22 protein-coding genes and 1 tRNA gene are annotated in these 25,679 nt (G+C 72.2%); 9 read left to right on the top strand and 14 right to left on the bottom strand.

Features of this window, described 5'->3' with window-relative positions:
* Positions 1-177: 177 nt before the first annotated feature.
* The 4 genes from DEJ18_RS11975 to DEJ18_RS11960 all read right to left on the bottom strand — a co-directional run bounded on the left by DEJ18_RS11975 (position 178) and on the right by DEJ18_RS11960 (position 6,733).
* Positions 178-2,562 (bottom strand): bifunctional metallophosphatase/5'-nucleotidase, encoded by a 2,385-nt coding sequence (locus DEJ18_RS11975; protein WP_111210671.1) that lies wholly within the window; start codon positions 2,560-2,562, stop codon positions 178-180.
* Between the two features lie 152 nt (positions 2,563-2,714).
* Positions 2,715-4,529: a thiamine pyrophosphate-requiring protein gene (locus DEJ18_RS11970; protein WP_111210672.1), complete on the bottom strand. Its 1,815-nt coding sequence runs from the start codon at positions 4,527-4,529 to the stop codon at positions 2,715-2,717.
* A 69-nt stretch (positions 4,530-4,598) separates the two neighbouring features.
* A complete protein-coding gene (locus tag DEJ18_RS11965) occupies positions 4,599-5,522 on the bottom strand; it encodes a sugar phosphate isomerase/epimerase family protein (protein ID WP_111210673.1) in 924 nt (307 codons plus the stop codon).
* Positions 5,519-6,733, bottom strand: coding sequence for a Gfo/Idh/MocA family protein (locus tag DEJ18_RS11960; RefSeq protein ID WP_111210674.1), 1,215 nt, complete (start codon positions 6,731-6,733; stop codon positions 5,519-5,521). Before DEJ18_RS11960 ends, DEJ18_RS11965 begins: the two co-directional genes overlap by 4 nt.
* A gap of 103 nt (positions 6,734-6,836) precedes the next feature.
* Between DEJ18_RS11960 and DEJ18_RS11955 the strand changes: the two genes are divergently transcribed.
* The 4 genes from DEJ18_RS11955 to DEJ18_RS11940 all read left to right on the top strand — a co-directional run bounded on the left by DEJ18_RS11955 (position 6,837) and on the right by DEJ18_RS11940 (position 10,832).
* The gene (locus DEJ18_RS11955) at positions 6,837-8,258 is read left to right on the top strand and encodes a glucose-6-phosphate dehydrogenase (RefSeq protein WP_111210709.1); all 1,422 of its coding nucleotides are present in this window, start codon (positions 6,837-6,839) and stop codon (positions 8,256-8,258) included.
* A 35-nt stretch (positions 8,259-8,293) separates the two neighbouring features.
* The gene (locus DEJ18_RS11950) at positions 8,294-9,079 is read left to right on the top strand and encodes a dienelactone hydrolase family protein (RefSeq protein WP_111210675.1); all 786 of its coding nucleotides are present in this window, start codon (positions 8,294-8,296) and stop codon (positions 9,077-9,079) included.
* A 94-nt stretch (positions 9,080-9,173) separates the two neighbouring features.
* Positions 9,174-9,246 (top strand) — tRNA-Arg (locus tag DEJ18_RS11945).
* Between the two features lie 107 nt (positions 9,247-9,353).
* Positions 9,354-10,832: an aminotransferase class I/II-fold pyridoxal phosphate-dependent enzyme gene (locus DEJ18_RS11940; protein WP_111210676.1), complete on the top strand. Its 1,479-nt coding sequence runs from the start codon at positions 9,354-9,356 to the stop codon at positions 10,830-10,832.
* A 48-nt stretch (positions 10,833-10,880) separates the two neighbouring features.
* On the opposite strand, the gene DEJ18_RS11935 is transcribed toward DEJ18_RS11940, so the two are convergent.
* The 7 genes from DEJ18_RS11935 to DEJ18_RS11905 form a co-directional block, all read right to left on the bottom strand.
* Positions 10,881-11,498: a pyridoxamine 5'-phosphate oxidase family protein gene (locus tag DEJ18_RS11935; protein WP_220034325.1), complete on the bottom strand. Its 618-nt coding sequence runs from the start codon at positions 11,496-11,498 to the stop codon at positions 10,881-10,883.
* Complete coding sequence (locus DEJ18_RS11930) at positions 11,495-12,304, bottom strand: creatininase family protein (protein WP_111210677.1); 810 nt, start codon at positions 12,302-12,304, stop codon at positions 11,495-11,497. Before DEJ18_RS11930 ends, DEJ18_RS11935 begins: the two co-directional genes overlap by 4 nt.
* Positions 12,301-13,695, bottom strand: a complete 1,395-nt coding sequence (locus tag DEJ18_RS11925; RefSeq protein WP_111210678.1) for an FAD-binding oxidoreductase — start codon at positions 13,693-13,695, stop codon at positions 12,301-12,303. The genes DEJ18_RS11930 and DEJ18_RS11925 overlap by 4 nt, the downstream gene beginning before the upstream one ends.
* 94 nt (positions 13,696-13,789) lie before the next feature.
* Positions 13,790-14,980, bottom strand: a complete 1,191-nt coding sequence (locus DEJ18_RS11920; protein WP_111210679.1) for an ABC transporter substrate-binding protein — start codon at positions 14,978-14,980, stop codon at positions 13,790-13,792.
* A 105-nt stretch (positions 14,981-15,085) separates the two neighbouring features.
* Positions 15,086-15,955, bottom strand: coding sequence for an ABC transporter permease (locus DEJ18_RS11915; RefSeq protein ID WP_111210680.1), 870 nt, complete (start codon positions 15,953-15,955; stop codon positions 15,086-15,088).
* Complete coding sequence (locus DEJ18_RS11910) at positions 15,955-16,722, bottom strand: ABC transporter ATP-binding protein (protein ID WP_258371254.1); 768 nt, start codon at positions 16,720-16,722, stop codon at positions 15,955-15,957. The genes DEJ18_RS11915 and DEJ18_RS11910 overlap by 1 nt, the downstream gene beginning before the upstream one ends.
* Positions 16,723-16,757: 35 nt before the next feature.
* Positions 16,758-18,050, bottom strand: a complete 1,293-nt coding sequence (locus tag DEJ18_RS11905) for an amidohydrolase family protein (protein ID WP_111210681.1) — start codon at positions 18,048-18,050, stop codon at positions 16,758-16,760.
* Positions 18,051-18,202: 152 nt separating this feature from the next.
* On the opposite strand from DEJ18_RS11905, the gene DEJ18_RS11900 reads away from it, so the two are divergent.
* Both DEJ18_RS11900 and DEJ18_RS11895 read left to right on the top strand, forming a co-directional pair.
* Entirely contained in the window at positions 18,203-18,862 is a 660-nt protein-coding gene (locus tag DEJ18_RS11900; RefSeq protein ID WP_111210682.1) for a helix-turn-helix domain-containing protein, read from the top strand.
* The gene (locus DEJ18_RS11895; protein ID WP_258376937.1) at positions 18,859-19,851 is read left to right on the top strand and encodes a PDR/VanB family oxidoreductase; all 993 of its coding nucleotides are present in this window, start codon (positions 18,859-18,861) and stop codon (positions 19,849-19,851) included. Before DEJ18_RS11900 ends, DEJ18_RS11895 begins: the two co-directional genes overlap by 4 nt.
* Positions 19,852-19,916: 65 nt before the next feature.
* On the opposite strand, the gene DEJ18_RS11890 is transcribed toward DEJ18_RS11895, so the two are convergent.
* The gene (locus DEJ18_RS11890) at positions 19,917-21,314 is read right to left on the bottom strand and encodes an amidohydrolase family protein (protein ID WP_111210683.1); all 1,398 of its coding nucleotides are present in this window, start codon (positions 21,312-21,314) and stop codon (positions 19,917-19,919) included.
* Positions 21,315-21,467: 153 nt separating this feature from the next.
* On the opposite strand from DEJ18_RS11890, the gene DEJ18_RS11885 reads away from it, so the two are divergent.
* A complete protein-coding gene (locus DEJ18_RS11885; RefSeq protein ID WP_111210684.1) occupies positions 21,468-22,760 on the top strand; it encodes an amidohydrolase family protein in 1,293 nt (430 codons plus the stop codon).
* Positions 22,761-22,779: 19 nt separating this feature from the next.
* Here the strand turns inward: DEJ18_RS11885 and DEJ18_RS11880 are convergent, their stop codons facing one another.
* Entirely contained in the window at positions 22,780-23,310 is a 531-nt protein-coding gene (locus tag DEJ18_RS11880) for a putative immunity protein (RefSeq protein WP_111210685.1), read from the bottom strand.
* A gap of 217 nt (positions 23,311-23,527) precedes the next feature.
* Positions 23,528-24,208 carry a hypothetical protein gene (locus DEJ18_RS11875; RefSeq protein WP_111211621.1) on the bottom strand — a complete coding sequence of 227 codons (681 nt, stop codon included), beginning with the start codon at positions 24,206-24,208 and terminating at the stop codon, positions 23,528-23,530.
* Between the two features lie 374 nt (positions 24,209-24,582).
* Here DEJ18_RS11875 and DEJ18_RS11870 point away from each other — a divergent pair, with 374 nt between their 5' ends.
* Positions 24,583-25,152: a manganese efflux pump MntP gene (locus DEJ18_RS11870; protein WP_111082764.1), complete on the top strand. Its 570-nt coding sequence runs from the start codon at positions 24,583-24,585 to the stop codon at positions 25,150-25,152.
* A 45-nt stretch (positions 25,153-25,197) separates the two neighbouring features.
* A complete protein-coding gene (locus tag DEJ18_RS11865; RefSeq protein ID WP_146241612.1) occupies positions 25,198-25,668 on the top strand; it encodes an NUDIX hydrolase in 471 nt (156 codons plus the stop codon).
* Positions 25,669-25,679: the final 11 nt, after the last annotated feature.

Here is a 25,679-nt window from a genome sequence, read left to right as displayed (position 1 = left end):
CGCGAGTCGCGACGGGAGCAGCGTACCGCGGCGCGCTGCGGAAACCGACCCCGGTCGACCCGTCCGGTCCGGGGACGGCCGTGGGGCGCGCCTCCCGGCCGCGGACACGGGACGGGCCCTCCCACCGGTGCGGTGGGAGGGCCCGTTCCGTGTCGAGCGGCGTGGCCGGGAGGCCCGTCAGCCGTCCGCGCGGACCGTCGCCTCGCGCGCGGCCCGCTTCCGGCGGACCAGCACCAGCGCGGTGACCCCTGCGAGGAGCAGGAGGGCCGCGGCGAGGGCCGGTCCGGCGATCTCGGCACCCGTGTAGGCCAGGGGCCCACCATCGACGTCGTCGAAGCCGCCACCGGCGATCGGGACCGCGACGAGCCCGCCGTCCGGGTCGGTCGCACCGGGCACGGTCGGGTCCGTCGGATCGGCCGGGTCGGCCGGGTCCGTCGGGTCGGTGCCCGGAGCCGGCACCGGCTCCTCGCCGGGCGCCGGCGCGACGAGCACCGGGACGGTGACGGCGAGCGTGATCTGCTGCCCGTTCGGCAACTCGACCACGAGCGGCTCGTCCGAGGTCTCGACCGCGGCGGCCGCCAGGCGGGCATCCGCGGCCCGCTCGGCGGGCTCACCCGGGGTCGCCGCGCCGGGCTCCGGGACGGTGAAGGTGAGCGAGGCGCGGCCCTGCTCGTCGGTCTTGTCGACCACCGTGGTGTCGATCGGGGCGGACGCGAGCTCCGTCCCGCCGGCCGACACGGACACCGTGCCGCTCTGGTCACCGGCGTTGCTGAAGACCAGCGACGACAGGTCGACGGTCACCTCGTCGCCGGGCTGGAAGCCGCCCTCGGGCTCCGGCGTCGTGGTGACACCGACCGCACGCTGGTCCATCGGCGGCTCGACGGCGTCGTGCGCCGCGAAGTAGTCCGCCTGGGCCTGCAGGTCGACCTGGCCGGAGTCGGCCTTGTCCGTGCCGGCTGCGAAGGCCGCGAAGTTGTCGCCGCCCGTCGACAGGAACGAGTTGACCGTGACCTTGAGGGTGTCGTCGAGGGCGATCGGCTCGCCGTCGAGGGTCATGCCGGTGATGCGCTCCCCGCGGCCCTTCGCGGGGTCGTACGTGTAGGCGAAGCCCGCCGAGACACCGAGCTTGAGGAACGGACGCTCGAGACCGTCCGGTTGCCACTGCTGTTCGAGCGCGTCCTTGATCTGCTGCCCGGTCATGTCCTCGGTGACGAGGGTGTTCGCGAACGGCTGCACGAGGGCGGCCTCCTTGTAGGAGACGCTGCCGTCGGGGTCCCCGGCACCGCTCGACGCGTACACGAGGTCCGTGCGGAGGCCGCCCGGGTTCATGAACGCGACCTGGGAGCCCTGGCGCTCGGTCGCCCAGCGCTGGACCTCTGCGATGTTGTTGCCGAGCGTGGACTCGCCGCCGCGGTTCTCGGTCTTGCCGTCGGACTGCAGCGCGCGCCGCAGGTCACCGGTGATGGTGCCGAGCTGCTCCTTGCCCTTGACGTCGGCGATCGCCTTGGCGTCCGCGACGGTCTTCGCGACCGCGGTGACCGAGGTCGTGTCCGCCGGCGCGGCCGGGTCGGTGTTGACCGGCTTGACCGAGGAGGTGATGCCGGTGAGGGTGCCGTCGGCGGCGACCGTCATGCGGAGGTGGCCGTAGGAGACGCCGTAGGAGCCGGCCTGGATCACCGGACGAGGGGTGCCGTCGGGGCCCGGGATCGAGTGGTTGTACGTCGCGTGGGTGTGTGCGGAGACGATCGCGGAGACCTTCGAGGACACTCCACCGGTGATCTGCCCGAACGCACCGCTGCCGGTCGCGTCGGTGAGGGCTCCGGTCGTGGCGCCCTCGTGCACGAGCAGGACGAGGACGTCGGCCTCGCCGTTCGCCTCGTCGCCGTCGGTGAGTGCGTCGGCGTACCGGTTGACCGAGCTGACGATCGGTGCCATCGCGAGGCCCTCGACACCGCCAGGGCTGACGAGGCCGGGGATGAGCGCCTCGGTGGTCGCGCCGATGAAGCCGACCTTGACACCGCCCTTCTCGACGATGGACCACGGGGTGAAGGCCGGGTCGGTGGTGCCCTGCTTGACGATGTTGGCCGAGATGTACGGCCAGTCCGCCCGGTCCTCGATGCGTCCGGTCAGGTCGTCCTGGCCCTTGTCGAGCTCGTGGTTCCCGATCGCGCTGACGTCGAGACGCATCTGGTCGAGCACGTCGATGGTCGGGTCGTCCTGCTGCACGAAGGAGGTGAACGTCGAGGCGCCGACGTTGTCGCCGACGCTCGCGAAGATCGTGTTCGGGTTGGCTTCGCGCTGCGCCTGCACGACCGCGGCGAGCTTCGCGGCGCCGGCGGCCTTGTCGGCCGTCGTGCCCTCCGACTCGATGCGGCCGTGGAAGTCGTTGACGTCGAGGATGTCGATCGTCGTGTCGCCGACGGCAGTGCCGGTGACGGGCGCTTCGGCCGCGGTGGCCGGGGCGCCGAGCGCGACGAGGACGCCGGCTGTGGCGAGGGCGGTGCCGGCGACGATGCCGTGCCTCCGCCTGGTGGTGGGCGCGGGGGTGTGGGACGGGCTCATCGGTGTGAGGACTCCTGGTGTGGTGGTTCTGCCCCCGGGTGGGGGACACGACCTCCAGAACCTACGAGCACGCACAGGCGACACGCCAGACCCGGGGCGAGCGCGTCACACGGTGTTCAACTCCGTGAAACACCCGCCCCCGTGGCGAGCCGTCAGTCCCGTCCGAGCGCGCCCTTCGCCCGCTCGACGACCTCGGCGGCCATCGCCTTCGCGGAGTCCTTGACGACGTCGAGCTCGACCGGGTCGCCCTTGAGCAGGCTCTTCGCCGTGTTCATGGCGTACTCGGCCGTGATGTGCGGCGGCAGCGGTGGCACACTCCGGCTGACGTAGGCGTCGATGAGGGTCACGCCCTGGTGCGCGAAGGCCCGCTCGACGGCCGCGTCGACCTCGTCGTCGCTGTGCACGGCGATCCCCTGGAAGCCCAGGAGCTCGGCGTACCCGGCGTAGTCCATCGTCTCGACGTCCTGCGAGCCGCGCCACATCGGGTTGCCGTCCTCGGTCCGCATCTCCCACGAGACCTGCCCGAGGTCGTCGTTGTGCATGACCACGATGACCAGCTGCTTGTCCTGCCAGCGGTCCAGGTACTTCTTCACGGTGATGAGCTCGTTCATGCCGAGCATCTGGAACGCGCCGTCGCCGATCGTGCACACCGCGGGGCGGTCCGGAAACGCGAACTTCGCCGCGACGGCGTAGGGCATGGCGGCGAGCATCGTGGCGAGGCGTCCGGACATGTCCCCGCGCATCCCGCGCCGCAGACGGATGTGGTGGCCGTACCAGTCGGCGGTGGTGCCCGCGTCGCAGGTCACCGTGACGCCCTCGGGCAACCGCTCGTTCACCGCGTGGATGACCCGGCGCGGGTTGACCCCGTCGCTGTACGACACCTCGGCCTGGCGGCCCATCTCAGCTTCCCACTCGCGCATCTCGCCGGCGAGCTGCTCCTGCCAGCCCAGGTCCGTCTTCTGCTCGAGCAGCGGGAGCACGGCGTCGAGCGTGGCCCCGACGTCACCCCACATGTTGAGTTCGTTCGGGTAGCGCAGGCCGAGCTGCTCCGGCTTGATGTCGACCTGGATGCCGCGCGCCTGCCCGACCTCCGGCAGGTACTCGCCGTAGGGGTAGTTCGTGCCGAGGAGCACGATCGTGTCGCACTCCTTGATCTGGGTCAGGCTCGGACGGGAGCCGAGCAGCCCGACCTGCTGCGTGTGGAACGGCACGTCGGAGGGGACGACGTCCTTGCCGCGCAGCGCCGTGATGATGCCGGCTCCCGCCTTCTCGGCGGCGGCGAGCACCTGGTCGGCCGCACCCCGGGCTCCCGCGCCGACCAGGAAGGTCACCTTCTTCCCGGCGTTGATGATCTCCGCCATCTTCCGGACGTCCTCGGCCGGCGGGGTGATGCGGGTCGACGCGGGGACGTCGCTCGACCGGGAGACCCAGTGCTCGGCGCCGGGTTCCGACCACTTCATCGCCTGCACGTCGTGCGGGAGCACGATGACGGCGGGCTGCTTCCGGAGCAACGCGGTGCGGAAGGCGGTGTCCACGATGACGCCCGCCGAGTCCGGGGTGGCGATGGTCTCCACGTAGCAGGCGACGTCCGCGAACACCCGCTCGAGGTTCGACTCCTGCTGGGTGAAGGTGCCGACCGCGGCGAGGCCCTGCTGCCCGACGATCGCGACGACCGGCTGGTTGTCCATCTGGGCGTCGTACAGCCCGTTGAGCATGTGGAACGCCCCGGGGCTCGAGGTCGCGATGCAGACGCCGACCTCGCCGGTGAACTTGGCGTGCGCGGTCGCCATGAGCGCGGCGATCTCCTCGTGCGTGGGGCGGATGTACTCGACGCCCTCGCCCTTGCCGTCGGCCTTGCCGAGTGCGCCGTCGAACTCGCCGATGCCGTCCCCGGGGTACCCGTACACACGTGTGACGCCCCACGCCTGGATGCGGTCGAGGACGAATTCGCTGACGTTCTGGCTCATGCCACCAGGGTGCTCGCGGCGGGTCCACGCGTTCTCAGCACCGGGCCTCGCGACCGGTGGCGTCGGCCGCTACTCGGCGGCGATGAGCGGCCGGAGTGCCCGGTGGGCGATCCGGAGGCCTTCGAGGACCTTGACGTCCGTGCCACCCCACAGCGGGTCCTCGTGCTCGACGGACAGCGTGCCCGTGAAGCCGGCCTCGTACAGCCGGTCGACCACGTGCGGCCAGTCGACGACCCCGCGGCCGGGTACCCGGAAGCGCCACCAGCCCATCTCCCACGGGTCCTCGCCCTTGTCGACCTTGCCGAAGAAGCCGTACCGGTTGCGCTGCTCGGGGAAGAGCTCGACGTCCTTCGCCTGCGCGTGCACGATGTGCTCGGCGAACGGCAGGATCGTCTCGACCGGGTCGATGCCGATCCAGGTCAGGTGCGAGGGGTCCCAGTTCAGCCCGAAGCCGAGTCCGGTGACCCAGTCCCAGAGCTCGGGGGAGTACGCGATGTTGCCGGGGTAGCCGTCCGGGTGCCAGCCCTCCATCACGCAGTTCTCGATGATGAGCCGGACGCCGCGTTCGCCGGCGTAGTCGACCAGTTCCGGCAGCACCTGGTCACCGAGGCGCATGTTCTCGCGCACCGACTTCGTCGTGTCGCGGCCGATGAAGGTGCCGACGTACGGCACGCCGAGCAGCTGGGCGGCGTCGACCGCATGGAACAGGTGTTCCCTGACGGCGGCACGGCGGTCCTGGTCCTGGTGCAGGTTGTTCTCGTAGTAGGCCAGGGCGCTGATCTCGAGGCCGGTGCGGTCGAGCAGCTCCCGGGTGGCCGCGGCGTCGTCGTCCGTGAAGGTCGCGACGGGCAGGTGCGCGGCCTCGAAGTCGCGGCCGCCGGTGCCGGGCCAGACGGCGACCTCGAGCCGCTCGTAGCCCTCCGCGCTCGCGAACTCTGCGATCCGGCCGAGGTCCCACCCCGGCAGGCAGGCCGTCAGCATCCCCAGCTTCATCGGATCTCCCTCCAGGCGTGGTCGCCGGCGCTGGCGACCACGGTGTCGATGATGCGCGCCGACCGGGCGCCGTCCGCGAAGGTCGGCAGACCCTCCGGAGCGGTCCCCGAAGTGACGGCGGTGTACGTGTCCGCGACGAACGCGGCGAAGGCGTCGACGTAGCCCTGCGGGTGTCCGGACGGCACGACCGCCAGGCGGCGCTGGTCGGGGGACCCCTGCGACGGGTCGCGGACGACGATCTGCGCCCCGGTCTCGTTGCCGAACCAGGCGGATTCGGGCTGCTCCTGGTCGAACGCGGCCGACCCGAGGGTGCCGTCCACCTCGAACCACAGCCGGTTCTTCCGGCCGGCCGAGACCTGTGAGATGACGACGTTGCCGATGCGTCCGCTACCGGTCCGGAAGGTCGCGACCGCGGTGTCCTCGGTCGTGACCTCGGCGCGTTCGCCGGCGTCGGCGATCGGGTCGGGGTCCGGCGTGCCCGAGAACGACGGACCGGAGGCTGCGGGCCGCGTCGGGTAGACGATGTCCGTCACCGCGCTGACCGAGGCGAACGGCTCACCCGTCACGAACTCGACCAGGTCGCACCAGTGCGACCCGATGTCCGCGAAGGCACGCGAGGAACCGCCCGCGCCGGAGTCGACCCGCCACGAGGAAGCGTCCGAGTCGAGCATCCAGTCCTGCAGGTAGTGCCCGTGCACGGCGAGGACCCGGCCCAGGGCGCCGTCGGCGATGCGCGAGCGGATCTCGCGGACGATCGGGTGGTAGCGGTAGACGAACGGCACGGTCGCGACGACCCCGGCCTCGATCGCCGCACGCTCGAGCTCGTCGGCCTGCTCGGCGGAGACCGCGAGTGGCTTCTCGCACACGACGTTGATCCCGGCGCGGATGACGGCGAGGGCCTGGGGGTGGTGCTGGTCGTTCGGCGTGCAGACGTGCACGACGTCCGGCCGGTCGGCGATCACGGCGTCGAGGTCCTCGTACCCGCGTTCGACCCCGAGCTGCTCGGCGACCTGGACCGACCGGCGGTGTGTGCGGCCGAGCACTCCTACGACGTCGGCACCGGCCGCCCGCGCCGCCCGCACGTGCACGGCGGCGATCATCCCGGTCCCGATCACGGCGACCCGCAGTCGTCCGCTCCGCGGCTCGACCCGCGGTGGACCGGCGAACTGCTGGTCCGTCCCGGGTGCGTGGACGTTGCCCTCTGTCGACATGGTGCTCCCTCGCGCCGTCCCGACGCTCCCGCGCGTCGGCACCGTCACCACCGTACCGGCGGGACCCGGCCGTGCTCGGGAACCGGTGAGTACGGTCTGGGGCATGGCGAGCCTCCAGACCACACTGCTCATCCTCGGAGCCAGCGGCGACCTGTCCAAGCGCCTGCTGCTGCCCGGCCTCGCGACCCTCCTCGAGGTGAAGGAGGACTGGGAGATCCAGCTCGTCGGCGCCGGGGTCGAGGACCTGTCCGACGCGGACTGGAAGCACCTCGTGCACGAGGCCTTCGAGGACGCGCAGGCGTCGAAGAACGAGGAGGACGAGGGCGCGACCGGTGAGAGCAGGCTGTCCCCGCGCCTCCAGGCCGTCGTCGACGCGTCGTCCTACCGCAAGGCCGACGTGACGGACGCCGACGACCTGCGGACGCTGCTCGGCGACTGCCGGCACGACCCCGCGATCTACTTCGCGCTGCCGCCCGCCGTCACCGAGAAGAGCTGCGAGCAGCTGGCGCACCTCGAGCTGCCGGCGCACACCCGTCTCGCCCTCGAGAAGCCGTTCGGCACCGACGCCGAGAGCGCCGAGCACCTCAACGACCTGCTGCACTCGTTCCTGCCGGAGTCACGGATCCACCGGGTCGACCACTTCCTCGGCCGGTCCACGGTGCTCAACCTGCTCGGCCTGCGGTTCGCCAACCGGATCATCGAGCCGCTGCTGTCGTCCCAGCACGTCGCGCGCGTCGACATCGTCTACGACGAGACCCTCGGACTGGAGGGTCGTGCCCGCTACTACGACAAGGCCGGCGCCCTGGTCGACATGATCCAGAGCCACCTGCTCCAGGTGATGGCGGTCGTCGCGATGGAGGCCCCCGCGTCGATCGACGCCGAGGACCTGCGCACGCAGAAGGAACTCGTGCTCCGCGCCGTCCGTCCGTGGGGCGGTGACCCGCGCACCGCGGGCAGGCGGGCGCGCTACACGGCCGGGGCGGTGGGGGACCGGTCGATGCCGTCCTACGCCGACGAGGAGGGCGTGGACCCGTCGCTCGGCACCGAGACCCTGGCGCAGCTGACGCTCGAGATCGCGAACTGGCGCTGGGCCGGGGTGCCGTTCACCCTGCGGTCGGGGAAGGCGCTCGGCAAACAGCGCCGCGAGATCCTCATCACGTTCAAGGACTCGCCGCACGTGCCGAACGGGCTGACCGGAGCGGTGCTGCCGGATCGGCTCTGCATCTGGATCGCTCCCGACGAGATGCAGCTCGAGCTCAACGTGAACGGCCCGGGCGACCCGTACACGGTGGACCACACCGCGCTGACGACGACGTTCAACCCCGGCCGCCTCAGTGCCTACGGCGAGGTGCTCGCCGGTGTCCTGGAAGGGGACGCGACGCTGTCGGTCCGCGGGGACAGCGCCGTGCAGGGGTGGAAGGTCGTGGAGCCGTTCCTCGCTGCCTGGCGGGCCGGGGACGTGCCGCTCGACGAGTACGCCGCGGGCTCGGGCGGACCGGACGACTGGGACAACGTCGACAGCTGAGGTCCGGTGCCGGGCTCGGCGTACGGTCGGGAGACGTGACCACCATCGATGACGTCCTCTCCACCGTCCCCGAACCCGCCGGCGCGGACATCCGCGTCGAGCGCGTCGACTACGTCCACGAGGACGCGCCCCTGCAGGGTGTGCTCGCGAAGGACGCCGCCGTCGCCGGACCGCGCCCCGCCGTGCTCGTCGTGCACGACTGGCACGGGGTGAACGAACACGTCGAGGCGCGGGTGACGATGCTCGCCCGGCTCGGCTACGTCGCCTTCGGCGCGGACGTCTACGGCGCCGGCGTCCGCCCCGCCGACGACACCGCGGCCGAGGTGGCCGGCCGGTTCTACGGCGACAACGCGCTCTTCCGTGCGCGCCTGCTCGCGGGCCTGGACCGACTGCTCGAAGACCCCGACGTCGACGCCTCGCGGGTCGTCGTGATGGGCTACTGCTTCGGCGGCACCGGCGCCCTGGAACTCGCCCGCACCGGTGCCGCGCTGGCCGGGGCGGTGTCGTTCCACGGCGGGCTCATCACGCACGACCCCTCGGACGCGCACGAGGTCCGCGCGAAGCTCCTCGTGCTCACCGGCGGGTCCGACCCCGTCGTTCCGGACGAGGCCGTGCACGCCTGGCAGGACGAGATGCGCGGTGCGCCCGAGGTCGACTGGCAGGTCGTCACCTACGCCGACGCGATGCACGCCTTCGCGGTGCCCGGCACCGATGCCCCCGACCACGGCGCGCAGTACCAGGAGCGTGCGGACCGCCGGTCGTGGCGGGCGCTGCAGGTGTTCCTGGCCGAGGTGTTCGACGAGGAACCGACGCTCGCCTGACCGCTGGCGACACGCCGACTGCGCGGGCGGACAGTGCTCGATTGGCGCTGCGACCGGAGCTGTTGTAGAGTCTTCCACGGCTCGCAAGGGCCACGCGCTCGTAGCTCAATGGATAGAGCATCTGACTACGGATCAGAAGGTTGGGGGTTCGAGTCCCTTCGAGCGCACAGTACCGCACCACCACGAAGGCCCCGGAGATCATCTCCGGGGCCTTCGTCGTCCTCCCCGAGTGACACTGGATCGACCCCCACGGCGACCGGGCTAGACGGGGAGCATGCCCGAAGACCTCGACCACACCGTCGCCCCGATCCTCGACGCCCTGCGGGACCACCACGCGGTGAACCGGTACAGCTTCTCGCCGCCCGGGCACCGCCAGGGTCGTGGCGTGGACACCGAGACCCTGTCGGTGCTCGGCACGGACCCGTTCCGCAACGACGTGCTCGCGAGCGGCGGCCTCGACGACCGGACGTCGTCGAACGGGTACCTCGCGCGCGCCGAGGCCCTGATGGCCGACGCCGTGGGAGCGGATCGCGTCTTCTTCTCGACGTGCGGGAGCTCCCTGTCCGTGAAGGCGGCGATGCTCTCGGTCGCGGGCATCGAGGGGGGCATCCTGATGGGTCGCGACGCCCACAAGTCGGTCACGGCGGGACTGGTGTTCTCCGGGCTCCAGCCGTACTGGGTGGAACCGCGGGTCGACGCCGACCAGGGCATCTCGCACCCGCCGTCGGCCGAGGACTACGCCGCGGTGTGGGACGCCCACCCCGACGCGGCTGCCGCGGTCGTCGTCAGCCCGACGCCGTACGGGACGTGCGCCGACATCGAGGGCATCGCCGCGGTCTGCCACGAGCGCGGCAAGCCCCTCATCGTCGACGAGGCGTGGGGTGCGCACCTGCCGTTCTCCGACCAGCTGCCCACCTGGGCGATGAGCGCGGGCGCGGACGTCTGCGTCACGAGTGTGCACAAGATGGGGCTCGGGTTCGAGCAGGGCTCGGTGTTGCACGTGCGTGGTGACCTGGTCGACCACGACCACCTGTGGGCCTGCGCGGACATGCTCATGACGACCAGCCCGAACGTGCTCGTCTACGCCGCGATGGACGGCTGGCGGCGACACATGGTGCAGGACGGTGCCGAGCGGATCGCGCGTGCGATCGAACTCGCGGACCGCACCCGGGAGCGCATCGACGGCATCGACGGGATCAGCGTGCTGCACGACGAGCTGCTGCACGCCGAGGCGTCACACGAGCTCGACCCGATGCGCATGCTGCTCGACATCCAGCCGCTCGGGATCACCGGGTACCACGCCCTCGACTGGATCCGGCAGCACCACCAGATCGATCTGGGGCTGTCCGACCACCGGCACCTCGGGATCGACATCTCGGTCGCCGACGACGACTTCACCACCGACCGGCTCGTCGACGCGCTCGAGGCCCTCGCCGCCGCTGCACCCGGACTCGACCAGGACCCTCCGGTACGGTTGCCGGACCGCTCGGGCATCCTGCTCGAGTCGGTGGTCACGCCGCGCGAGGCGTTCTTCGCCCCCGCCGAGCCCGTCCCGGCAGCGGAGGCGGTGGGACGCATCGCGGCGGAACAGGCGACGCCCTACCCGCCCGGCATCCCCGCGTACGTGCCGGGGGAGCGGCTGACCGCCGAGGTGGTCGACTACCTGCGGAGCGGGCTCGAGGCCGGCATGGTCCTGCCGGACCCGACCGACGGCAGCCTCGGCACGATCCGCGTGATGCGTGACGTCCGGTAGTGGCTGGGAGGCCCGGGGGATCCCCCGGCACCGCACCCGGCCTGGTCTTCACCCCGGCCACGCCTCGAGCCGCCACGACCCGTCCGACCGCCGCTCGTAGGCGAGGCGGTTGCTCGGCCCGTCCGTCGCGCCCCGCCAGAACAGCATCCGCCGCGGGGTCACCGCGTACCCGCCCCACGTCGTCGGCGGCTCGAGCGGGCGCTCGCCGCGCTCGGCGTCGAACGCCGCCCATCGCTGCCGGCGAGCCGCGGCGGTCTCGGCCGCGAGGTCGGTGTCGTTCACCCAGGCGAGCACCTGCAGATACCGGGTGCGTGCGGAGTAGGCGAGCCGGGCCTCCCGGTCGGTGACCGGCGCGACGTCGCCGGTGACGACGAGCTGGCGCGCCGCCTCCGGCCAGACGATCGTCACGCAGGCCCGAGGAGCGGCCGCCAGTTCGGCCGCCTTCCGGCTCCGGGTGTCGGTGTGGAAGTGCAGGCGCTGTCCGTCGAACCGGGACAGCAGGACGGTGCGGGCGGACGGGTAGCCGTCCAGCCCGATCGTCGACAGGGTCATCGTCGGCCCCGGTGCCGATCCGTCGGCCGGCAGCCAGGCCGCGGCGAGCTCGAGCGGGTCCGCGGGCGACGGTCCGTCGACGGCTGCCGTGGCCTGGCCCGGCAGCGTGGTCACCGCGGACCGGCGGGGTCGAAGCGGGCGATCTCGTGCAGCGAGGCCACCGCCTCGGCGAGGGAGTGCTCCCACAGTGCGGCGCCGTAGGACCGGGAGGCGCGGGTCGCGTCCCCGACGACCCCGGCCGGCCCGAAGTCGTCCGACAACCAGCCGAACGACACCGGGCCGCCGTTGAACGCGATCTTCTCGAAGTCCGCCAGGTGGTCCGGCACCCACCGGTCGGCGAGCGTCATGTCGACGAGGTCCGGGCGCAGGTGCAGGATCATCGACGTCTCGGCCGCTCCGCCGTGGATGCCGAGGCCGCGTTCGTCGGCGTCCTCGCCGTCCGGCCCCGGCACGCGGGCCAGGGTCGGCATGAGGAACGTCTTCAACCCGGAGCGCTTCCGGATCTCGCGGAGGGCGACCTGCAGCAGGGCCGCGTTCCCGCCGTGCCCGTTCGCGAACACCAGCGTGCCGGCGCCGGTCAGCGCGACGGCCCGCCCGATCTGCACGACGGTGTCGAACATCGTGTCGGCGTCGAGCCAGACGGTGCCGGGCGCCCAGCTGTGCTCGTCCGACTTCGTGAACGCGAGCGTCGGGAGCTGCCAGACGTCGAGTCCCTCCGCTGCCGCTCGTTCGACCGCGGCACCGCCGATGTGGTCGGCGAGCAGGAAGTCGGTGAGCAGCGGCAGGTGTGGGCCGTGGTGCTCGACGGCCCCGGTCGGCTGGACGACGATCGTGTCGGCCGTGAAACCGGCGGCGACGGCCGGTCCGGAGAGTTCGGCGAGCTTGCGGGTGCCGGTGGACGTGCCGACCGCGCCGCTCACTTGCCGAACCCGGGGACGGCGGGCTGCGCGGACGCCGTCGACCCACCGGAGTGCACGAGCGACGGGTCGATGACGTGCCCGGGGTTGAGCAGCCCGTCCGGGTCGGTGCGCTGCTTGAGGGCGAGCAGCTCCTCCACCCCGTGGTCGACGTAGTACTGGTGCGGGCTGTGCACGCGGACGCCGAGGTCGCGGAGCAGCGGGTACCCGGCGTAGACGTCCTCGGCGCCGGTGTAGGGCGCGGTGAGCATGCCGATCGGACCGAGGTGCGCCGCCTCGATGTGCAGCATGCCGCCGGGGTACACGGCTTCGACCTCCGCGATCCGGTCGATGAGCGCCTCGCCGCCGACCTCGACGTGGAAGTACTCGGTGTCGGGCGTGTTCCGCTTCAGCCACCAGATCGGGTGGTTGTAGGACAGCATCGACACCTTCGTGGTCTGCTGCAGTCCCTCGCGGACGTCCTCGACCGTGCCGCCGGCCAGGCCGATCAGGTCGCGCGCCTCGTCGAGCGTGACCGCGTCGATGATGCCGCGGAGGCTGGCACGGCCGGCGACGATGGCGGCGTCGGTCGGCAGGGTGGCGGCGACCTCGGTGCGGTCGGCGCTGACGAGACGCGGCACCGGGGTCAGTCCGCGGAGGGTGCGCACGGCTGCGAGCGCCTGCTCGAACGTCGGGAACGACGCGTACAGGGCCCGCCAGTCCTGCAGCGGTTCGAGTCGGACGGTCGCGCGGGCGATGACCCCGGCCGTGCCGTACGTGTGCACGAACGGCTGCGCCTCCTCGCCCTCGACGTGGCGCAGGCCGGGCTCACCGGGCAGCGCGATGTCGAGCGCCGTGACGAAGCCCTGCCAGTTCGATCCGTGCGCGATCGACCCGGTGCCCCCGGAACCGCCCGACAGGAACCCGCCGATGGTCGACTGCGCGGTGGACGGGTACATCCAGAGCTGCTGCCCGGCGGCCGCGGCGGCCTGTTCGAGGGCGACCATCGACGTGCCGGCCTCGGCCGTGATCCAGCCGTCGCCGACCTCGACGACGGCACGGGCGCGGGAGGTGTCGAGCACCAGGCCGCCGTGCAGCGGGATCCCTTGACCGTAGTTGCCGGTGCCCTTGCCCCGGGTGGTCACGGGGACGCCGTGTCGGACGGCGGCCTGCAGGGTGGCGGCGATCTCGTCGGCGCTCGCGGGGGAAGCGACGAGGTCCGCGAGCCCGAGCGGCAGCTGCTCGCTGAGGATCGGGCTCATTGTCGCCTCGTCGACGGAGGCGCGTGTGCGCGTCCGTTCGTCGGCGCTGACCCCGCGCTCGCCGAGGAGGTCGACCAGTTCGGTGCGGAGTGCCTCGAGTGCGGCGGGCGGGACGGGGTCGGTGGGCACGGCGGTGGGGGTGACGGTGGTCATGCTGGCTCCTGGTGCGCTGCTGCTGACGGACGGTGTGGCGGACGGGAGGCGGCGGGCGGTCGTGCGCCGCGCCTCCCGTCCGGTGGGTGGCCGGCTAGAAGCCGAGCGAGATCGAGTCGTCCAGGAACTCGTTCGTGTACAGGTCGGAGGGGGCGAGGTCCTTCTTCATGCTCCCGCCGGAGCCGGAGAAGACGGGCGTGGCCTTCTCGATGAAGTCGGCCATGCGCTGCTCGTCCATGTCGCCGACGTAGCCGTTGTCACCGTCGGTGGCGATGCCGCGCTTCTGCATCTGCTCCGCGGCGAAGGCGCCGACCTTCGAGTCGTAGGTCCAGCCGTTGTTGTACTGCTGGACGAGCTGCGTGATGAGGTCGTTCGTCGCGGCGGGCGACTCCAGGTAGTCCACGTCGGCCTGCTGCATGACCGGGACGAGCTCCTCGAGGCACGGCTCCAGCTCGGACATCTGGTCGGAGCGGACCGACATCGTCTCGGGGTAGGGGTTCCAGCCGGTGCTCGAGATGAGGGCCGACTCGACCTTCTTGCCCCAGGCGGCGACCTGGTTCTTGTACACGTACGGCTCGGCGGTGGCGAAGCCCTGCTGGGCGTCCTTGCCGCCGGCCGAGACGAACTTCGACGGGGTGCCGTCGTAGCTGCCGTCGAGGACGCTCTTCGGCAGGATGCCGGACTGCTCGAGGTACGACATGTAGGCGGCGTCGTTGAAGTAGCGGACCACGCCGTCGTTCTCCTCGAGCGCCTTGCCGAGGCTCTCGATGCTGTCGACGTCCGGGTACGTCGCCGGGTCCCACATGATCGCCATCGGGGACTGGTCGTTCTCGGCGAAGACCGCCGTCGTGGGCAGCTCGCCGGAGAACATGACCGCTTCGTCGGTGGAGACGTAGCCGAGGGTGATCGACTCGTCCTGGTACATCTGCGAGCTGACCTTCGAGTAGCCGATGGCCGGGCCGCCGGCACGGATCTCGAGCTGCACCCCGGTCGGCTTGCCGTTCGCGACCAGGTCGCCCGTGACGGTCTTGCCGGAGGCGTCGATCGCCGGGTTCGCGCCGAGCATCTGGTACAGGTGGCCGTGCTCGCCCTCCGGGTTCCAGTCGGTCTGGACGACCACGGTCGCGGGGCAGACGTCGGAGAGGTCGACGGCCGGGCCGGTGGCCGCGCTCGTCGCGGCGGTGGTGGTGGCGCTCGTCGCCGAACCGCTCGCACAGCCGGTCAGGGCGATCGCGGAGACGGTGAGGGCGGCGGTGACAGCGCCGAGTCGGGTGGTGGTGCGCATGGAGGCTCCGTTCGTGGTGCGGGTCTCGTGGTGCTGGGGCGGGTGCTGTGGGAGGGAGGGGAGGTGGAGCGGGTCGGGGTCGGCGTCGGATGCCCGCCGTCGGGTTCAGCCGAAGTCGTGCCAGCGGCCGACGACCAGCCGGCCGAGCAGGCCGAAGACGAGGAAGACGGCGACGCCGTAGAGCGAGGCGATGATGATGGTCGCGTAGAGCTCCGGCCCCATCAGCCGCGATGCCGTCACCTGGATGAGGACGCCGAGCCCGGGGTTGCCGCGCTGGAAGAACTGGTCGCCGACGATCGCGCCGATGACCGACAGGCCGGCCGAGGTCCGGAGCCCGACGAAGATCGACGGCAGCGCGGCGGGCACCTGCAGCTTCACCAGGCGGGCGAGCCGGCTGGCGCGCTGCAGGCGGAAGAGCTCGTGCTGCGCACGGTCCGCCGACTGCAGCCCGAAGAGCGTGTTCGACACCATCGGGAAGAGCGCGATCATGACCGTGACGATGACCCGACTGGTGAACTCGTAGCCGAACAGGGCGCCGATCAGCGGCACGAGCGCCAGGATCGGCACGCACTGCAGCACGACTGCGTACGGGTAGAGCGAGTTCTCGAGCCACTTCGCCTGCGCCATCGCCATCGCCCAGAGGACGCCGATGACGATCGCGAACGCGAGCCCGGTGAGCGAGACGACTGTGGTGCGGCCGAGGGCGAGCCAGAGGTCGCTGCCGAACGTCGAGGGTGCGCCGTTCATCCCGGTCGGGGCGACGATCGCCGTGAGCACGAGGTGTGGGTACGGCACGAGGAACGCCAGGCCCCGCACGTGGTCGTAGTAGGCGGCCGCGGCGTACCAGAGGCCGATGAGCACCGCGAGCACGACGACGGGCTGCCACCAGGTGACCGACCGGCGGGAGCGCGGCGTGGAGCGGCGGGCGGTGGCGCGTGCGGTGCGGGCGTCCGCGACCTCCTGCAGCGTGACCATCAGCGGTGTCCTTCCCGGAGTGCGTGCGAGACCTCGCCGACCAGTTCGGCGAACTCGGGGGTGAAGCGGATGTCGGGGTCGCGCGGCATCGGGAACGGCACGTCGAACCGGCCGACGATGCTGCCCGGTCGGCCGGACATCACGATGACCTCGGTGGACAGGTAGACCGCCTCGGACACGGAGTGCGTGATGAACAGCCCGGCGAACTGCTGCTCGACGAACAGGCGGAGGAGCTCGTCGTTGAGGCGCTCGCGGGTGATCTCGTCGAGGGCGCCGAACGGCTCGTCGAACAGGAACAGCTCCGGGTCGAGCGTCAGCGACCGGGCGAGCGAGACGCGCATCCGCATGCCGCCGGAGAGCTGCTTCGGCAGGTTCGACTCGAAGCCGTTCAGCCCGACCAGGTCGATCGCGTGCGCCGCCTTCGCCGCCCGCTCGGCCTTCGGCACGTCCCCGAGCTCGGCGAGGAGCTCGACGTTCCCCTGCACGCTCCGCCACGGCAGCAGCGTGGCGTCCTGGAAGACGTACCCGATCCGGTCGGCGGTGACCCCGGCGGTGCCGTCGGAGGCCGTCTCGAGTCCGGACGCGATGCGGAGGAGCGTCGACTTGCCGCAGCCGGAGGGGCCGACGACGGAGACGAACTGGCCGCGGTCGACGGTCAGGTCGACGCCCTGCAGGGCGATCGTGCCGTTCGGGAACGTCATCTCGACGTTCCGGAAGTCGAGCAGCGTGTCCGTCGCGGTGACGGGGGCTGGGGCGGTGGTGGTCACGGCTACCTCGTGTTCTCGTGCATGGTCGTGCGCGGTCAGGGAACGGGGACGGGTGCGGGCGTGGGCACCGGAGACGCCGCGGTCCGGGCGGGAGCGGCGACGGTGCGGTGCACCTCGGTGCGGGCGACGAGTCGACCGCGGGACAGGACGATCCGGTCGGCGGGGGCGTTCGCGACGGCGTCGGTGACGCTCGTCGCGGCGACGGCGAGCAGGTCGGCGCGTGCCCCGACGACGGGACCGGCGGCCGGGAGGCCCAACACGCTCCGGGCGGCGACGCTCACCATCGCGTACGCCTCGTCCGGCGTCAGGTGCCCGGCCGTGACGAGGAGGGACGCGGTCTCGAGGGCGTCGCTGCGGCCGACCGGGTTGAACGGGTCGCGGACGTTGTCGGCGCCGGCGGCCACCCGGACCCCGGCGTCGAGGAGCGCCCGGATCGCGGTCAGGCCCCGCGGCGTCGACACCGGGTGCTGCCACCCCTGCAGGTAGAGGTTCGTGATCGGCAGCGTGATGACCCCGACGTCGGCGGCGGCCACGTCGGCGACGACCTCGGCGAGGCGCTCGGGGTGGAGGGTGCCGAGCCGGACGCAGTGCCCGGCGGAGTACTGCCGGTCCCGCGGCCAGTCGCGGACCACCCGGGCGTAGTGGTCGAGGGTGACCGGTCCGTCCAGGCTCTCGTCAGCGTGCAGGTCGACCCCGAGGCCACGACGGTGCGCGATGGCGAGGAGTCGGTCGACGTCGGCCAGGGGGTCCTCGGCGAGGTGCGGGGCGCCACCGACCAGGTCCACGCCGAGGTCGAGCACTGCCTCGACATGCTCGTCGGGCGCGAGCGGTCCGGCCAGGGCGACGAGTTCGATGTCCATGAGGTCGGCGAGCTCGTCGCGGACCTGCACGAGTGCCTGTGCGCCTCGGAGACTGTCGGCGACGCTCGCGGCACCGCCGTCGCTCAGGACGTCGACGTGGGTCCGGACGGCCGTCGTGCCGGCGGCGAGCATCGCGAGTGCCTGGGTGCGCGCCCGCTCGGCGATCTCGTCGACGGTCATCGTCGTGGCGTGTGCGGCCCAGGCCGCGATGGCGGAACCGAGGTCCCCGAGCGGCGGTCGGATCCGGTCCGCACTGAGGGCCTTGTCCAGGTGCGCGTGTGGTTCGGCGGGAGCGGGGAGGAGCAGGCGTCCATCGAGGTCGAGCGTGTCCGCGTCGTCGGCCGTGAGCGTGCCCGCCGGGGCCACGTCGCTGACGGTGTCGCCGTCGATCGCGACGTCCACGAGGCTCCCGTCCGGCAGCAGCGCGGACCGGAGGAGGGCGACCCGGCGCGGCAGTGACGACTCCATGGGACCCTCTCGATCGTGTGTGACAATGTTGATCGCATCAACATCTCCGATGCTAGGACGGCCGTGTTTCCCTCCGGTTTCGCGCTGGTTGCCGCCTGTGACGAGATGACGTGCACGGAACGCCAGCCCCTCCCGTCCCCGATCGGAGCGCGATGCCCACCGAACTCACCGACGCCGACCCGGCCACCGCCGCTCCGCTCGAGCCCGCCGATCCCGGCGCCGACCGCGTCGTCGACGAGCAGGCCCGTCGGGTCGGCGCGCACGTCCGGACGCTCCGCCGGGCAGCACGGATGACGCTCGTGCAGCTGGCCGAGCGCACCGGGCTGTCACACCCCTTCCTGAGCCAGGTCGAGCGTGGACACTCCCGCGCGAGCATGGTGTCGCTCGAGAAGATCGCCGGCGCGCTCGACACCACGCAGGTCGCCCTCCTCGCCGCCGGGGCGCCGTCCCGTCAGGAGCCCGACGACCGACGCCCCGAGGTGCTGCGCTCCGGCGAGGGTGCCCGCGGGCCGTTCTCCAGTGGCGAGGCCCGGCTGCTCGTGCACGCCGGGCCGCACGCCTTCGAACCGCTCGAGTGGAAGGGCGACAACACCGAACCCGGCGAGTACTTCGAGCACCACGAGGACGAGTTCGTCACCGTGCTCGCCGGCGACGTCCTGCTCGACCTCCGTGGCCAGGACGTGCTCCGGCTCGGCCCCGGCGACTCGGCGTACTACCGCGGCGGGACCGGGCACCGATGGTGCAGTGCCGACGGCAGCGCGTTCCACATGATCGTCGTCAAGGAGACGCCGCGGTCCGGAGCCGGCGCATGAGCGCGGGCATCAGCAACGGTGCGTTCGGCTCCGCCGTGGCACCGGCGGAGGCCCGACACCGGATGCGCATCGCGGCGCGGCAGCAGGTGGCCGCTGCCGTCGTGACGCTCGACCTCGCCCCGCTCGACGCGGCGCCACTGCCCGCCTGGGAGCCGGGAGCCCACATCGACCTGCAGGTCGCGCCCGGCACGGAACGGCAGTACTCGCTCGTCACCACGACGGCCGACGGGCACTGGCGTGTGGCGGTCCTCCGTGAGTCGGCCGGTCGTGGCGGATCGGTGGCCGTGCACGACGTGCTCCGCGTCGGCGACGCGGTCATCGTCGGCGGCCCGCGGAACCACTTCGGCTTCGACCCGGGGCGTCCCGCGGTGTTCGTCGCCGGCGGGATCGGGATCACCCCGATCAGCGCGATGATCACCGCAGCCGAGCGGGCCGGCACCCCCTGGGAGCTGCACTACGCCGGGCGGGCCCGCGACCGGATGGCATTCGCCGACGACCTCGTCGCGGCGCACCCGGACCGCGTCACGCTCGCCGTCGCGGACGAGGGTCGCCGTCTCGACGTCACCGCGCTGCTCGCCGGACGGAGGGACGCCGTCGTCTACTGCTGCGGCCCCCGCGGTCTCATGGACGCGGTCGAGGCCGCCGCCGCGCACTGGCCGGTCGGCAGCGTGCGGGTCGAACGGTTCGAGCCCGCCGCGGACCTCGACGCCCCGGGTGAGGCGTTCGAGGTCGAGCTCACCCTCACGGGCACGACCGTCACCGTCCCCGCCGACCGGACCCTGCTCGAGGTCGCGGAGGACGCCGGAGCGTTCGTGCTGTCGTCCTGCCGGGAGGGCACCTGCGGCACGTGCGAGACGCCCGTCCTCGAGGGGTCGGTCGACCACCGGGACACCGTGCTCAGTCCCGCGGAGCAGGCCGACGACCGCACGATGATGGTCTGCGTCAGCCGCGCGGCGGCGGGGTGCCCGCGCCTGGTGCTGGAGCTCTGACCGCCGGACGGGAGGCCCGGATCCGGACGTGATCCGGGCCTCCCGTCCGGTGCACGGTCGCTTTGTCAGGGGCGCTCGGTGTGGTCGAGCGGGGCGCCGGTGAGCGCCGACAGGCGCTCCAGGCCGGCCTGCTCGACGAGCTGGCGGGCCAACGGACGGGCGCGCGCCACCGCCTCCCGGACGTCGACGCGGGTGACCTCGAAGTCGGCCAGGCTCAGCTCGCCGTCGACCCAGACGTCCTTCACCTCACGGCTGCCCGCGACGAACACGACCGCCTGGAACGGGTCGTGCACGTTCGCGAGGGTCGGGCTCTCGCCGTCGAACACGACGAGGTCGGCACGCTTGCCGGGCTCGAGCGAACCGATCTCGTCGTCCATCCGCAGGGCCCGGGCACCGCCGATGGTGCCCATCTCGAACGCCTCGCGCGCGCTCATCGCGGTTGCCTGCAGGTCGCGGATCCGGGCGAGCAGTGCCGCGGTCTTCATCGCCTGCAGGAAGTCCTGCGAGTCGTTCGACGCCGGACCGTCGACACCGATCCCGACCGGGATGCCGAGGGCGCGCAGCTCGGCGACCGGGGCGATGCCGCTCGCCAGGATGCCGTTCGCGACCGGGTTGTGCGCGACGCCGACGCCGTTCGCCGCGTACGTCTCACGGTCCTCCCGGTCCATCCAGACGCTGTGCGCAGCGATGACCGGGACGCGGAACATGCCCGTCGCCTCGGCGTGCCCGACGACCGTCTTGCCGGTGCGCTGACGGGCGGCGGTGACCTCCTCCCGGACCTCGTGCACGTGCACGTGGATGCCGTGGCCGCCGTCGACCGCGTAGTCGATGTGCTCCTGCCAGGCCCCGTCCGAGTACCGGCCGATCGACGACATCCCCACCCGGAAGGTGCTGTACCGGCTGGCGTCGGCGGCCTCCCGCAGGGCGTCGAACTCCTCGAGGATCGGTGCCGGACCGAAGCCCCGGTCGACGTCCCCGCTGCCGAACGACACGACCCCGCGCAGTCCCAGCTCCTCGAGCGCCTGCACGACCCCGGGTGTCGCCGGCTCGCCGGGGATCGGGTCCGAGCAGAACATGTCGTTCGCTGTCGTGACCCCGCTCCGGAGCATCTGGATGCCCTGCAGCATGGTGCCCGCGTACGCCTTGTCCCGCGTCATCACCGGGTTCACGTGCGAGATGAGCGCGTTCAGCCACTCCCACAGCGTGTACTGCGAGCCGATGCCCGTGATGAGTCCCTCGCTGAAGTGCCCGTGCGTGTTCACGAAGCCGGGCGTGACGATGTCGTTCGCCCCGCCGCGGACGGCCGTTTCCGGGTGCGCGGCCGACAGTTCGGCGTAGGTGCCGACCGCGGCGACCCGGTCCCCGTCGAGGAGCACCGCGCCGTCCCGGATCGCGGACGGGGTCTCGGAGGTCTCGGGGGCGGCGGTCAGCACCCACCCGCCACGGATCAGGGTCTGGGTCATGGGGAGAACCTAGGCACTCGGTGTTTCGCGGGTGTTCCCGCCGGGTTTCCCACCGGTGTTCGCGTGCACCGTCGGAACCCGGCTCGAGGTCGCTCTCGCCGCAGCGCATGCCACCGTCACGAGCCGGAAACACCGCCCTGCTACAAACGCTGCATGCTCACCGTCACCGGCGCACACCGTGTCCTCGTCGACCCGCGTACCGAGCGTGACGGCGACGTCGTGGTCGACGACGGCAGTGCGGTCGCGACGACCCTCGACGCCTCGGGATGTGTCGTCACCGCCGGCCTCGTCAACGCGCACCACCACCTGCTGCAGACCGCGTTCCGGACCCTCCCCGGGACCCGTGGTGTGCCGATGGCGGACTGGCTGCCCACGATGGCCGGTGCGTACGGCCGGGTGGGCCACGACCCGGAGCTCTACGGACTGGCCGCGGCCGTCGGGGCCGCGGAGGGCCTCCTGTCCGGGGTCACCACCGTCGCCGACCACCACCTGAACTGGCCGACGGACGCGACGGCGGCGGACACGGTCGCGCTCGCCGTGGCCACGGTGGACGCCGTCCGCGGGCTCGGCGGGCGGCTGGTGTTCGTCCGGGGGAGCGCCCGGGACGACCCCGACCGTGCGGCCGCGTCGGCGGACGCGATCGTCACCGGACTGCTCCACGAGGACGCGGTCGGTGGCGTGGACCCCGACGGACGACTGCAGATCGCGGTCGGTCCGGCGGGCGTGCACTCCGACGGCGAGGCGACGTTCCGTGCGCTCGGCGAGGTCGCTGCTCAGCACGGTCTCCGTCGTCGCACCCAGGCCAACGAGCAGGTCGACACCGTCATCGCCCTCGAGCGGTACGGGCGACGACCGCTCGACCTGCTCGAGGCGTGGGGCTGGCTCGCGCCCGACGTGACGATCGCCCACCTGTGCGACGTCACCGACGACGAGACCGCCCGCCTCGCGGCCGCCGGGGTCACGGCCACACACGCGCCGGGATGCGACGTGCCGATGGGGTGGGGGATCGCGCCGGTCGCTCGGCTCCTCGCCGCGGGCGTCCCGGTCGGCCTGGGCACCAGCGGTGGCGGCAGCAACGACGCCGGGCACCTGCTCGCGGACGCCCGCCTGGCGATGCAGGTCTCCGCGCTCGTCGGTCCGCAGCTGCCCGCGCGTCAGGTGCTCGGCATGGTGACCGAGGGCTCGGCCGTCGGTCTCGGACGGCCGGAGCTCGGGCACCTCGGCGCCGGATCGGCCGGGGACCTCTGCGTCTGGGACGTCTCCGGGGTCGCGGACGCCGGGGTCGCCGACCCGGTCGCGGGCCTCCTCTGGGCGTCCCCGGGGCGACGGCCCCGGCACGTCGTGGTCGGTGGCCGCGTGGTGGTCCGGGACGGGAGGCTCGTCTCGGCGGACGAGGGCGAGCTGGCGGCCCGCCTCCGGGAGCGCTTGGCGCGGACACCCGCCTGAGGCGCGGAGTCGGCCTCGTTCAGTGCGGCACGGCGACCGACGACTGGATCGCCCGGATGGTGACGGCGAGGGTGCCGGTCGCCAGGAGCCCCGAGCCGAGTGGGCCGGACGTGTCGGTGCCGAGCAGGGGGAGCCGTCGGAGGGCGTCGCGGGCCGGCGGCTCCAGGTGCGCGAGCTGCCACGCGACCTCGTCGTCGTCCGCTCCCGGGCGGCTGTGGCCGGCGGCGCGGACGGCGTACGCCGCTGCCCCCAGCGCATGCGCTCCCATGTGCGCGACGCCGGACGCCTGTCCCGCGGCGAAGGCTGCCGCCCTCGCTGCCGGATCCCGGACGGGCGCAGCCGCGCGGCCCGTCTCGAACCGGCGGCGGATCATGTCGGCCGCGTCGACCTCCCCGCGACTGAACGCCCGCGTCCGCGCGATCCCGTCTCGTGGGCGGGTGTCCTCCGGCGCCACGGCTCCGAACAGGGGGAGCACCCGCTCGGCGCAGTCCGCCGCCCAGGCGGCGAGGAGTCGACGGTCGCCGAGGTCGAGCGTCTGCGCTGAGGCCATGAGGGCACCCTGGCACAGGTCGCGTCCGGTCGGTCCTCCCGTGGTTCCACAATTCGCGCATCTCGGTGGGTGAGGTGCGCGGATTCGGGAACCGGGAGGGGCGGTGGCGGTGTGTCGTGGAACCGGGGCGTGCTCGGGTGGGGACGCGAGGACGCCGCCCCGCGGGTGCGGGGCGGCGTCCTGGTGGTGGTGCTGCGCGTCTGGTGGACGCGGGGTGTTACTTGATCTGGGCGGTGATGGTGGCGGTGCCGACCAGGAGGCCGCCGGTGACGGCGTCGGTCTTGAAGGTGTCGTTGAGCAGCTTCGCGGCGTCGTCGGAGATGTGGACGGTGGTGCCGGTCAGGATCGCGTTGTCACCCTCGAGCTGGAGGGGCTTGAGGGAGCCGCCGTGCAGCTCGAACAGGAACGCGTTCGGCGCGGCGACCTCACCGTTGACGAGGACGTCACCGTAGAGCTTCGACGAGCCCGGGTTCACGACGAAGTTCTCGAGCGTGACGGTGGTGTCGCCGGCCTTCAGGGTCAGGCCGGAGTCGTCGTGGTTGAGCAGACCCTGGACGTAGGGACGGTAGTCGCCGTCCGGGCTCCAGTAGGTGACCGAGCCGGAGGTGATCGGGAACGACACGGCGCCGTCCTCGAGGGTCGCATCTCCCGAGACACCCGGGGTGAGCTTGAGGGAGGTCAGGGCGTCGGTGAAGCCCTTGTCGAGGGCGACGGAGGTGTCGCCGCCGAGGACCTCGGGGACCGACGCGACCGGGGCGGGGATCTTCGACTCGGAGCTGGAGACGGTGTGCACGACCGGGGTGGACGCGTTCGCGGCGGTCACGCCGAACGCTGCGCCACCGAGGACGAGGGCACCGGTCGTGGCGAGGGTGATCGAGGTCTTGAGGGACTTGCGCATGTCTTCGTTCCTTTGCTTGTCGCGCTCGGCGCGGATCAGGGATGGATGCGAGCCGAACACACCCCGCGAAAGGGGTGGAGAACCAGCGATGTGCGGCTGGTGAGCGCTTGCGGGCCGTTCCCGGCTTGTGACAGTGATTCGGCACCGGTGCCGACACGGTTTGGGTGGGTTTGCCGTCGTTACCGTCCTGTTACATCCGGCCGCCCCACCGGGTCGTCCGCTCCTGCTAGGACGGTGCACCCAACGGGCGGATTCGGGCTGACGAATCCTCCTGACCAGGCCTTTCCGGTCCCGGAGGCTGCGATCGACGTGGCAGGATCGTCGGGTTCCGAGACGACGGTGTCTCCTCCGTCCGTCTCGAGAGGCACCACCCCATGTCGTTCTGGGCCCTGCTCCTGATCGCGATCGGCGTCTCCGCCGACGCCTTCGCCGTCGCGCTCGGCAAGGGCCTGCACATGAAGCGGTTCTCCGCGCGCCAGGCCGTCGTCATCGCACTCGTGTTCGGTGCCTTCCAAGCGCTCATGCCGTTGCTCGGGTGGCTGCTCGGCACCACCTTCGCCAGCGCCATCGCGGACGTCGATCACTGGGTCGCCTTCGGTCTGCTCGCGCTCGTCGGCGGGAAGATGCTGTGGGAGGCGTTCCACGGTCATGAGGACACCGACGAGGACACGGACCGGCTGCGCGTCCGGGAGCTGCTCGTCCTCGCGGTCGCCACGAGCATCGACGCGTTGGCGGTCGGCATCACGCTGGCGTTCCTGCCGGTGTCGATCGGCTGGGCGGTGCTGCTCATCGGCGTGACGACCGCCGTGCTGAGCTACATCGGGGTGGTGGTCGGCCGCCGGGTCGGGGCGCGCTTCGGCAAGCCGGCCGAGATCGCCGGCGGTGTGGTGCTCATCCTCATCGGCGTGCAGATCGTGCTCGAGCACACGGGCGTCCTGGGCTGATCGGCCGGTGCGGCTCGCGTCCGCATGGTCGATACGCTCGTCGTCATGCACGACGAGCGAGCAACAGTCGTCTCCTCGACGCCGGACGCGCCATGGCTGCCGATCGGGAGCACTGCTGAGACCCTGCTCGGCGGTTCGGTCCCGCGGCCGATGGGTCTCGTGCGACTCCTCGTTCAAGTGGACGGCCGGCTGTTCTGCACACGCCGGGACGGCTCGGGCAAACTCGACCTGCCGACGGCGTACGTCGGGACCGACGATCCCGACGGCTCAGTAGCCATCGCAGCGCTGATGCGGCGGGTCACCGGCGGAGGCCAGGTGCCCCGGTACCTCGGGGCGGTTCGCAACACCGTTCCGCGGCCGTCACCGGGCTACGACTGGCCTACACCGGTCGCGTACTTCGGCGTCTGGACGACTGACGCCGATCCGGTCGTGCCCGGCGAGTGGCTGCACAGTGGTCCTCCGTCCGTCCTCGCCGAGCGCCACTGGTTCCCTCTCCTGTCGATGGGCGACCAGTAGCAGCCGGAGGG

This window comes from Curtobacterium sp. MCSS17_015 (genome assembly GCF_003234265.2).
In the GTDB taxonomy this organism is placed as follows: Bacteria; Actinomycetota; Actinomycetes; order Actinomycetales; family Microbacteriaceae; genus Curtobacterium.
The sequence above is the reverse complement of the archived record's forward strand: the minus strand, read 5'-3'. Positions and strand labels throughout refer to the sequence as shown.